Annotated in this window: 12 protein-coding genes and 1 pseudogene; 9 read left to right on the top strand and 4 right to left on the bottom strand. The window is 40.6% G+C overall.

Features of this window, described 5'->3' with window-relative positions:
• The first annotated feature begins 65 nt into the window (after positions 1–65).
• From HMPREF1154_RS11940 to argS, 9 genes are all read left to right on the top strand, one after another.
• Positions 66–431 carry a hypothetical protein gene (locus HMPREF1154_RS11940; RefSeq protein ID WP_198004490.1) on the top strand — a complete coding sequence of 122 codons (366 nt, stop codon included), beginning with the start codon at positions 66–68 and terminating at the stop codon, positions 429–431.
• Positions 432–435: 4 nt separating this feature from the next.
• Positions 436–1,332, top strand: coding sequence for a hypothetical protein (locus tag HMPREF1154_RS11935; RefSeq protein WP_009642858.1), 897 nt, complete (start codon positions 436–438; stop codon positions 1,330–1,332).
• A gap of 28 nt (positions 1,333–1,360) precedes the next feature.
• The gene (locus tag HMPREF1154_RS11930; protein WP_083846558.1) at positions 1,361–1,585 is read left to right on the top strand and encodes a putative quinol monooxygenase; all 225 of its coding nucleotides are present in this window, start codon (positions 1,361–1,363) and stop codon (positions 1,583–1,585) included.
• Between the two features lie 66 nt (positions 1,586–1,651).
• Positions 1,652–1,867 carry a hypothetical protein gene (locus HMPREF1154_RS13245; protein WP_083846557.1) on the top strand — a complete coding sequence of 72 codons (216 nt, stop codon included), beginning with the start codon at positions 1,652–1,654 and terminating at the stop codon, positions 1,865–1,867.
• On the top strand, positions 1,831–2,445 hold the full coding sequence (locus HMPREF1154_RS11925) for an endonuclease III domain-containing protein (RefSeq protein ID WP_009642860.1): 615 nt from the start codon (positions 1,831–1,833) through the stop codon (positions 2,443–2,445). The genes HMPREF1154_RS13245 and HMPREF1154_RS11925 overlap by 37 nt, the downstream gene beginning before the upstream one ends.
• Before the next feature lie 31 nt (positions 2,446–2,476).
• The gene (locus HMPREF1154_RS11920) at positions 2,477–4,018 is read left to right on the top strand and encodes an ABC transporter permease/substrate-binding protein (RefSeq protein WP_009642864.1); all 1,542 of its coding nucleotides are present in this window, start codon (positions 2,477–2,479) and stop codon (positions 4,016–4,018) included.
• Positions 4,015–4,725, top strand: coding sequence for an ATP-binding cassette domain-containing protein (locus tag HMPREF1154_RS11915; protein WP_009642867.1), 711 nt, complete (start codon positions 4,015–4,017; stop codon positions 4,723–4,725). The genes HMPREF1154_RS11920 and HMPREF1154_RS11915 overlap by 4 nt, the downstream gene beginning before the upstream one ends.
• Before the next feature lie 10 nt (positions 4,726–4,735).
• A complete protein-coding gene (locus HMPREF1154_RS13855) occupies positions 4,736–4,861 on the top strand; it encodes a hypothetical protein (RefSeq protein WP_009642865.1) in 126 nt (41 codons plus the stop codon).
• 37 nt (positions 4,862–4,898) lie between these two features.
• Complete coding sequence (argS, locus tag HMPREF1154_RS11910) at positions 4,899–6,677, top strand: arginine--tRNA ligase (protein WP_009642859.1); 1,779 nt, start codon at positions 4,899–4,901, stop codon at positions 6,675–6,677.
• Positions 6,678–6,763: 86 nt separating this feature from the next.
• On the opposite strand, the gene HMPREF1154_RS11905 is transcribed toward argS, so the two are convergent.
• The 4 genes and pseudogenes from HMPREF1154_RS11905 to HMPREF1154_RS11895 form a co-directional block, all read right to left on the bottom strand.
• Positions 6,764–7,279, bottom strand: coding sequence for a DUF3575 domain-containing protein (locus HMPREF1154_RS11905; RefSeq protein ID WP_009642856.1), 516 nt, complete (start codon positions 7,277–7,279; stop codon positions 6,764–6,766).
• 84 nt (positions 7,280–7,363) lie between these two features.
• Positions 7,364–7,480 (bottom strand): annotated as a pseudogene (locus tag HMPREF1154_RS13900) (histidine kinase); the annotation flags it as partial.
• Positions 7,477–8,241, bottom strand: coding sequence for a hypothetical protein (locus HMPREF1154_RS11900; protein WP_232212001.1), 765 nt, complete (start codon positions 8,239–8,241; stop codon positions 7,477–7,479). The gene HMPREF1154_RS11900 and the pseudogene HMPREF1154_RS13900, both read right to left, overlap by 4 nt.
• A gap of 370 nt (positions 8,242–8,611) precedes the next feature.
• Positions 8,612–9,079, bottom strand: a complete 468-nt coding sequence (locus HMPREF1154_RS11895) for a DUF192 domain-containing protein (RefSeq protein WP_009642866.1) — start codon at positions 9,077–9,079, stop codon at positions 8,612–8,614.
• Positions 9,080–9,389 lie beyond the last annotated feature (310 nt).

Genomic DNA, 9,389 nt, shown 5'->3' with positions numbered 1-9,389 from the left:
GAGCATTCTCCCGTTTCCCTAAGTCAATTAGTATGTAGCTAAATAGACACCTCAATGTTTTTATATTGTTGCTGTTTTATCTTGTCTTTGTCTATCAAAAACGGAGGAACCGAAAGTTACGGACACTTATAGGACAGATGAGCGAAGAAGATTTTCAATTTTTCTTACAAGTTCAATCTTCTACCTCTTACAAATATACCCCAGCATTTGTACTTTGTTGTGATCACTTTTATTTATTTTCAGCTTTTAGGATCAAGGATATAGCCCCTAAAGAAATAACAGAAATACGTTGGCATTATACAAAGAGAGGAACCAAAATGGTAGATATCGAATCTACCTATACCATTACTATCGAGATGTCGGAGTATATATACACCCATTTTATAAGCCAAATCCGAAAGTACAACCCTCATACTCATATAGAAGTTTAAAATTATGAATAACAATATTAAAAAAATAATTTTTCTTATTCCTATCTCTCTGCTGGCAGGAATTACCTTAGCTGCCCTATACCTCTTCCTTGTTAGAAAGTTTACCAGTAGTTATGATAGGGATATAGCTATGCTCCTTTTCCCTATTCCTTTTTTATTAGGAGTATGGATATTTAGTTCCTTTGCTTATAATCAAAAGATAATAGGTGTCCTTGCCATAATCTGTACCATCGTTTTCTTTAAGTTTATGATGGGTATTTTGGGAGTTACTTTCTCTAGAGTGTATGAAAGAATGACACTCCCCAAGATCTATAAAAGTTATTATTTCTCTTCAGACTATAAAATATTACACATAGAAGGAGCCAAACACCTTGTGAGACTTCCCGAAGATATTCATCACTTTGCAAAAGGCATCTACCTCAACCCTCAAAACGAGCTGGTTGTCTATGATAAATCAATATCTTTTGATCGCCATGAACCATCTGTTATCAACTATATGAAGAAATACAATTCCTTGGGAGAGTGTATGCAAGAGAGTGACACGATAGGAGTACAGCAAGGCATCCCTAATATTTTTGATAGAAATTCACAATATCTTCTCAAAAAAGAAACTCTTGAGCGCAAGGATATTAAACCTATGTATGTAGAAAGCTATAAAGCTAAAGGAGATAAATATGAAACTATCTTGTATTTTGAGGTAAAAACTCACCTCTATATCTTTCGATTAAAAACTAAATTCTCTTATATCAAAAATCAAGAAGAACTTTCAAAAATTCCTACAACTTATTATAAAAGCAACTCTGAAACGATAGAATCTTTTGATTCAATTAGTCTATATACCAATAAGCACCTACACTACCAATTACTGAAAATAAAAGATGATTTCTATATGGTAAAATAATGATACTATACACATGAAGGCCTAAAAAATGGAGAGAATTTTGTGTATCTTCCCTATGGTGATGCAAGAAGACCTTTCGCAGGTGCGTATTGTGGAGATTTACCGAGACGAAGCAGCCTACCAAGTACACTTACAGACGCCTCATTTCTTGGAGTATAAAAGCAGTACGCTTAAAATGGTAAAATCGCTTAAGCTGATAGAAATGGATGCCCTCGACCCTGAAGCAATGACTTATATAATCAAAAAACAGTGAGCGAATGAGCACATTTGTTAGTTGGCTGATTATTTACTACTTTTGCACTTGATAATCTTCTGACTTATGAGAAAACTTATTTATCTGATCTTATCTCTTGTAGCTGTCCCAGTTTTCGCCCAAGAAGAACAATGGGTACGCAGTAGTAGCTTAGGATTCAAGGGAGGTATAAACCAAGTACAGAACACAAACGCACCTCTTTCTGTAATCATAGTAACCCATAAATATCATAGGTATTACCTCTTATGTCCCAAAAAATCAACGTATTCAACAAGCTATTAGCTCATTATGGTAGGCAATATTGGTGGAATAACCCCAATCGCATAACCGACTGGGTGTCCATGATCCTCATTCAGCAAACCACTCAAGAGAATACCGAAAAAGCTCTTGCTAACTTAGAGGGTAAGCTCACAGTAGAGGCTTTGCACACTATGGAGCTGGCCACTTTGCAAGAATATATACGTCCGGCAGGCTTCTACAAGCAGAAGAGTACTTATATCAAAGCCCTGATCGCGTGGTATAGGTCGCACGGGGCTTCTCTGGAAAAGTTTAAAGCCATACCTACCGAGGAGCTTCGCCAAGAACTGCTCTCTATCAAAGGCGTAGGCGAAGAAACTGCCGATGCTATGCTGCTCTACATTTTTAAGCGCAATGTATTTATAGCCGACCAGTATGCTATACGACTTTTGAACCGCCTGAATCTCTCTTCAGCACAGACTTATAAAGCCTTACGCGAAGAGTGTATGCCTTTAGTAGCTGATATTCCCTTGGAGACCTGTCAGGAATGGCACGCAGTGATTGATATGCATGGCAAGGCCTACCGCAAAGGGGATACCGACGAATCGTGGCTACTGGAATAATCAAACAAATAGCTCATTAATACAGAACACCTTGACAAACATCTTCACTTTTCTAAAGGAAGAAGCACCCTTCTTCCTACATCTCACTACTGAACACCTCTTGCTCTCACTCTTGGCCATTGTCATAGCGACGCTTATAGGGGGGGTATTGGGTGTTTTTATAAGCGAGTATCGCAAGTATGCCGCTTGGCTCTTGGCAGCGATCAATGTGCTCTATACGATTCCCTCCATAGCCTTGTTGGGTTTCTTTATCACCATTACAGGAGTGGGTAACCTCACGGCTCTTATAGCCCTAATACTCTATGCCTTACTGCCTATTATCCGTAGTACGTATACAGGTATTACCCAGATTAACCCACTTATTATCGAGGCTGCCGAGGCCATGGGTAGCACCCGCTGGCAGTTGCTCTGGCGGATAAAACTCCCCTTAGCTCTCCCTGTACTCATGTCGGGAGTTCGTAATATGGTTACCATGACCATTGCACTGGCAGGTATAGCTTCGTTTGTAGGGGCAGGTGGCTTGGGCGTGGCTATCTATCGCGGTATCACAACCAACAATAGTACAATGACTTTGCTAGGTAGTGTACTGATTGCCTTCTTGGCTTTGGGTTTTGATTTTCTCTTGGCAAAAATAGAAAAACGCCTAACCAACAGGGAAGTAGCCCCGAAGCGCAACCCGCTAAAGCTGGTAGGAATGGGGGTATTGGTACTGCTTATCACCCTCTTCTTTGTGCTTTCTCCTAAAAGGACAAAGGATATACACATCGCGACCAAGCCAATGACCGAAAGCTACCTATTGGGGCAAATGCTTGCCTTGCTTATCGAGCAAGACACAGGGCTTTCCGTACGCCTGACCAATGGGGTAGGAGGCGGCACCTCCAACATTCACCCTGCAATGCTCCGTGGGGGCTTTGATATGTATCCCGAATACACCGCTACTGCGTGGGAGGCTGTGCTCAAGCGCAAAGAGCCTTACCGCGAAGATAAGTTTGCTGCCTTAGAAGAAGCCTACAAAAAGCAATATGGCTTGCAGTGGGCAAACCTATACGGGTTTAACAATACTTATGGCTTGGCTGTAAGCAAAGAGATAGCCCAGCGGTACCAGCTCAAAACTTTTTCCGATTTGGCAAAGGTGAGTGACCAACTTATTTTTGGAGCTGAATACGACTTCTTTGAGCGCGAAGATGGCTACAAACAACTGCAAAAGACCTATAATATACACTTTAGAAAGGTGATAGATATGGACATCGGGCTCAAATACCAAGCTATGCACGACAAAAAGATTGACGCAATAGTAGTATTCACCACCGACGGGCAACTTTCTGTAAGTGAGGTAGTGGTACTCCAAGATGACCGCAATCTGTATCCCTCCTACAAGGCAGGAACTGTGGTACGTAGCGAGGTGCTGACAACTTATCCTGCCTTGCGCATTACCTTGGCAAAGCTCAACGATTTGATAGACGATGCCACCATGGCGCACCTTAATTTCTTGGTAGAAGCCCAAAGGAAACGACCAGAAGAAGTTGCCAAGGAATTTCTATTACAAAAAGGACTTTTACACACACAACCATGATTACATTTTCCCATATATACAAAAGCTATAATGGCAAAGAGTTGATCTCCGACTTCAACTTAACCATTGAGAGCGGCACTTTTCTCACCATCATAGGTACTTCAGGTTCGGGAAAAACTACCCTGCTGAAGATGATTAACGGGCTTATTTTGCCTGATAAGGGTGAAATACATATTGACGGCAGGAATATTTTAGCGGAAGACCTCATTACGCTGCGTCGCAATATAGGCTATGTCATTCAGGGGAATATCCTTTTTCCTCACCTCACAGTAGCCGAAAATATAGCTTATGTACTCCACCTAAAAAGCTACTCCAAGGCCGATATAGAGCGCATTGTAACTGAAAAACTACAGCAGGTAAATCTCGACCCAGAACTCGCTAACCGATTTCCACATCAGCTTTCAGGCGGACAGCAACAGCGGGTCGGTATTGCCCGAGCCTTAGCTGCCAATCCTAACATTATACTAATGGACGAGCCTTTTGGGTCATTAGACAGTATTACCCGTAAGCAGCTACATCGCGAACTCAAAGCCTTACACCAGCTTTCAGGCGCCACTCTCGTATTCGTTACCCACGATATAGCCGAAGCTCTTACTCTCGGCACCAAAGTATTAGTGTTGGACAAGGGTACCATTGAGCAATATGATACCCCAGAGAAGATTAAACAACACCCTGTCAATGAGTTTGTAAAGCAATTAGTTAATTAATATACAATATATGAAAGCCATCGTTATTTACAAAGCAGGAGATGCTCACCAATTACAAATGGAAGAGCGTCCTATTCCAGTCCTAAAAGAAGGTTGGAATTGGCGTAATTTGTCAATGAACACATTGGCAATTTGATAAATTATTCTTACCTTTGCAAAAAATAATGTACCTCATGTCATTACAACAAATTCTCTTAGAAAACACCCAAAAAGCCATAGCCGAGCACTATGGCCAACACATAGAAAATATAGAAATCCAGCTTACTCGTAAGGAGTTTGAGGGGGATTATACCCTTGTGCTCTTTCCTTTGCTAAAGCTCATCAAGGCCAAACCCGAACAGATAGGGGAGGTGTTGGGTAGCTATCTTACTGAACATGTAGCGGAGGTTACCGCTTACAATGTGGTCAAAGGCTTTCTAAACCTGAGTATTGCCGATAGCTACTTCCTGTCTTTCTTCAGTGAAATAGCCGCCCAAGACCGCTATGGTACTACCCCTGTTACGAGCGAATCGCCTGCGATGATTGTCGAATATTCCTCACCGAATACCAACAAGCCTCTACACTTGGGACATATCCGTAACAACCTCTTAGGCTTTGCAATGGCTAAGATCTTGGAGGGTACCGGTAAGCGTGTGTATAAAACCCAGATTATCAACGACCGAGGTATTCACATCTGTAAGTCTATGGTAGCTTGGCAACGCTTTGGCAAGGGAGAAACCCCAGAGAGTACAGGCATGAAGGGAGATAAGCTCGTGGGTAAGTATTATGTACTTTTTGATAAGGCCTATAAGGAAGAAATCGCTCAGCTTATAGCCGAAGGCAAAAGCAAGGAGGTTGCCGAACGCGAGGCACCGATTTTCTTAGAAGCACAGCAGATGCTCCGCCTATGGGAACAGGGTGATGCGGATACCTTGGCACTTTGGAAACAGATGAACCAATGGGTGTATGACGGCTTTGAGGTCACTTACCGCAACTTAGGGGTGAGCTTTGACCGCAACTATTACGAGAGTGAAACCTACCTCTTGGGCAAGGATATTGTACAACGAGGGCTGGAGCAGGGTGTATTCTATCGCAAGGAGGACGGCTCTGTATGGATAGACCTTACTGCGGACGGCTTGGACGAAAAGCTCGTACTCCGTTCCGATGGCACTTCGGTGTATATCACCCAAGACTTTGGTACGGCAATCAAACGTATAGAAGAAGACTTTCCTAAGGTAGAGGGCATGATCTATACCGTAGGTAACGAACAGGATTACCATTTCAAGGTGCTTTTCCTTATCTTACAGAAACTTGGTTTTGCTTGGGCTAAAAACCTCTATCACCTAAGCTATGGCATGGTAGAGCTGCCCAATGGAAAAATGAAGAGTCGTGAGGGTACCGTGGTAGATGCCGATGACCTTATGGAGGAAATGGTACAAGTAGCCGAGGAACTCTCCCAGGAGTTGGGCAAACTCGACGGGTATGACCAACAGCAGAAACAACAGCTCTATAGAGTGATAGGCTTAGGTGCCCTTAAGTACTATATACTCAAGGTAGATCCTAAGAAGAAAATCGCTTTCAACCCACAAGAGTCTATTGACTTCCAGGGAAATACAGGGCCTTTTATCCAATATACCTATGCTCGTATTCAGTCTATATTGCGCAAGGCAGGCGAGTTGCCAGCCCTACCTACCACAGGAGAATTGCACGCCAAAGAAAGAGAGCTTATCAAGCAACTATCTCTTTTTGCCAGTGTAGTACAACAGGCAGCAGATACTTATAGCCCAGCCCTTATTGCCAATTATGTATATGAATTGGTTAAGGAATTCAACTCTTTCTACCAGAATGTGTCCATACTTGGAGAAGAAGACCCTATAAAGCGTGCCCTAAGAATCCATCTCTCCCGCAAGGTAGGGGAAGTCATCGCCACTGGTTTTGACCTGTTGGGAATAGAAGTGCCCGAAAGAATGTAAGTATTAAGAGGTTAATATAAACAAATAAGCTATGTCCCCTTGGGGATATAGCTTATTCAATTATGAAAAAATAAAACTATGAATGCTTAGAAACGGAAACCTAAGCGAACACCAGCGTTAGGTTCTACAGCCCAATATTCTTTATTAACTTCATTGTTGAAGCCTCGTGCAATATTTGCATAAGGAGCCACCACGAATTTGCTATTGAATACCCAAGTATAACCTACACCTACTCCAATGATGAAGGCATTAAGGTTTTTATCTTCCTCTCCATCCTTTTTATATTCTCCAAAGCGAGTTTTTAGGAAAGGATTAATGTAAAAACCTACCGCATCAGAAGAGTCAAAATAATAGTTATACCCTACTTTGAAGCTGGTAGCAGAGAATTTACCACCTTTCTTAGGCCAATAGGAAAATCTATCTAAGAACATAAGTTCTGCATCTACAGACTGGTTGTCATCTAAGTAATACTCGTATCCTAACTCTATGGAAGGACGTACTATTACATTGAGAATGTTGAGTTTAACCTCATTCTTGTAAGTCTGTGCAAAAGCGCCAAAAGATACTAAGGCTATTGCTATACTTAAGATCATTTTTTTCATATCGTAATCTTTTTTATATTATGGGGGCAAAAGTACTAATTTTTTAATTAATAAGCAAAATTATAAGCGGAAAATCCATGGCGATATAAGTGGAGAGCTACAAGCCCCCACATGCTGGTAGATACGAAACCTATCGGCTATCAAGAACTGCAAGAAGAAATTGTTCTTTAAAAATATATCTGATTTCTCATCAGAAGTTATTGCCTGAACTTCTCTACTTCGTCTTCAGTACAGTCAAAAAAGCCAACAGCTTCTTTGCCTTTTTCATCTATATAATTTTCTTGTATTACATAGGTTATAACTCCTGTAGTGAGGTCTTTTACAGCGAATATCCAAGCTGCTCTATCTTCTAATCCGTTGTAAACAAGTATCTTGAAGTTTTTCAGCTGAAGTATATCAGTAGCGTATTTCTCTATTTGTGCAGGTAATGGTTCCATGCCCTTAACCTCTATTTCCATTTTTGTTTTTCGGTTATACACTACATTATCCTTTATACAGGTTACCAGTAGATAGTTTTTAGCTTTTTCTTGATCTTCTTTTTCATTTTTTGAAGTGCTTTTTACCAAGAATATTTTCTTATCTGAGACTTTATATATGTAATAGTCGGCTGTATCATTGTGTAACTTTTCGTTTCTGTGTTTACAATCACCACTTTGTTCAAATTTTAAGGCGTTTAAGCGCACATACGAAGGGGCAATAGGCTCAAACGTACCTGTTATAGAGGGGAAACAGTCGTTGCCACAAGGGGCAAAGTAATACGAGGTATACTGATTTTTGTTGTTCTTTCCAAAAACAGTATTATACCCAAAACTTTCATATTTCCTTTGTGTAAGCACAAATAAGTTGTGATCTTCCACTTTGAAGTTAATCAACAGAGAGTTGGTTATCCATTCGCCTTCTAAGGGATTTTGAGCATACATAGAAGGCACGCATAGTAACAAGAATATTGCGATATGTTTCATAATCATTTATTTAGTCTTTAGTTGTTATAGAGTGATGAGAGACTCCACTGGCGTATTTCCTATAACTCGTGCATTAATCATTAATTTAACGTGAGTTCGATATAACGAAAGCTCCCACAGATTTTCACGGATTTCACAGATTTTCTATGTTTGTGTAATTGTGCAGTTGCGATTTACACAGATTTTTATAAGGCCAAAGGCCTTATTTATCCGTGGAAATTAAAGAGTTATCATAGTTGTTGTGTTATTTTCTCTGTGAAAATCCGTGGAATCCGTGGGAGAAAAATATAATTTTGCTTATGTCGAACTCATGTTAATTTAAGTTTCACAAGTTGTTTTTTGCGTATAGGAGATCGTTCAGCTTCATCGGTTATGGCAGTTTGATAATACAGCCCGTTCCTATGTTGTTCCTTTCGAACCATCCTTGAGGTACTTCAAGAGCATAACGTACAGGTTCCGATGAGTTCACACTTTCGCGACTGAAGGGTGTCATATTGCGTATTTCACGAATTTCGCCATTCGAGTTAATGAATGCAATTGAAAGAGGGGTAGGTGTATTTTTCATCCAAAAACTTAACTTTTCGTCTCTTTTAAACATAAAAAGCATACCCGTCCCTTCGGGGATATGCTCACGCCCCATATAGCCTTTTGACAGCTCTCGTATGGAGCGAGCAAGCTCAACCCTTATGGGAATGGTCTTGCCGTCAAGATTTGTAATGCTCAAGTCCTTCTCTTCAAACTCAAGGGCGAGAGCTGAACAGGCGCTAAGAACAAGGTAGCACGATAGGATAACCCCCATCAGCAATAGCTTGGCAGATGTGAATATTTTCTTTTTCATAGCCTTCTAAAATTAAATGTTCAAGTTTCGCAAGCTCTTTCGGAGCTTGATTTAGTGAAAAAAACGTAGAAAAAAGTAGTATATTATTTGGTAAAGTCACTGATAATCAGTAGCTTTGTGGTGCTAAAAAACAAAATCCATACTAATATGCTACCGAACAAAGGTACGAAAAATTTATCAGAACTAAAAAACTTTTTTACTACAAGTGAAAAGGTTTTTTTCCTGTTTACAATATACTAGTTAATAATTTAAGTTTCGAAAGCTCTGTAATCAACTGATTCTCAAAACATCCCCCCTGCCCCCCCTCAAG

The organism is Capnocytophaga sp. CM59, from assembly GCF_000293175.1.
Taxonomy (GTDB): Bacteria; Bacteroidota; Bacteroidia; order Flavobacteriales; family Flavobacteriaceae; genus Capnocytophaga; species Capnocytophaga granulosa.
Note: the sequence above shows the minus strand (reverse complement) of the source record. Positions and strands in the feature narration are given on the sequence as shown.

Excerpts from the sequence above, each read along its gene's own strand:
- HMPREF1154_RS11935 (WP_009642858.1), top strand. The coding sequence starts at position 436 with ATGAATAACAATATTAAAAAAATAATTTTTCTTATTCCTATCTCTCTG.
- HMPREF1154_RS11930 (WP_083846558.1), top strand. The coding sequence starts at position 1,361 with ATGGAGAGAATTTTGTGTATCTTCCCTATGGTGATGCAAGAAGACCTT.
- HMPREF1154_RS13245 (WP_083846557.1), top strand. The coding sequence starts at position 1,652 with ATGAGAAAACTTATTTATCTGATCTTATCTCTTGTAGCTGTCCCAGTT.
- HMPREF1154_RS11925 (WP_009642860.1), top strand. The coding sequence starts at position 1,831 with ATGTCCCAAAAAATCAACGTATTCAACAAGCTATTAGCTCATTATGGT.
- HMPREF1154_RS11915 (WP_009642867.1), top strand. The coding sequence starts at position 4,015 with ATGATTACATTTTCCCATATATACAAAAGCTATAATGGCAAAGAGTTG.
- HMPREF1154_RS13855 (WP_009642865.1), top strand. The coding sequence starts at position 4,736 with ATGAAAGCCATCGTTATTTACAAAGCAGGAGATGCTCACCAATTACAA.
- argS (WP_009642859.1), top strand. The coding sequence starts at position 4,899 with ATGTCATTACAACAAATTCTCTTAGAAAACACCCAAAAAGCCATAGCC.
- HMPREF1154_RS11905 (WP_009642856.1), bottom strand. The coding sequence starts at position 7,279 with ATGAAAAAAATGATCTTAAGTATAGCAATAGCCTTAGTATCTTTTGGC.
- HMPREF1154_RS11900 (WP_232212001.1), bottom strand. The coding sequence starts at position 8,241 with ATGAAACATATCGCAATATTCTTGTTACTATGCGTGCCTTCTATGTAT.
- HMPREF1154_RS11895 (WP_009642866.1), bottom strand. The coding sequence starts at position 9,079 with ATGAAAAAGAAAATATTCACATCTGCCAAGCTATTGCTGATGGGGGTT.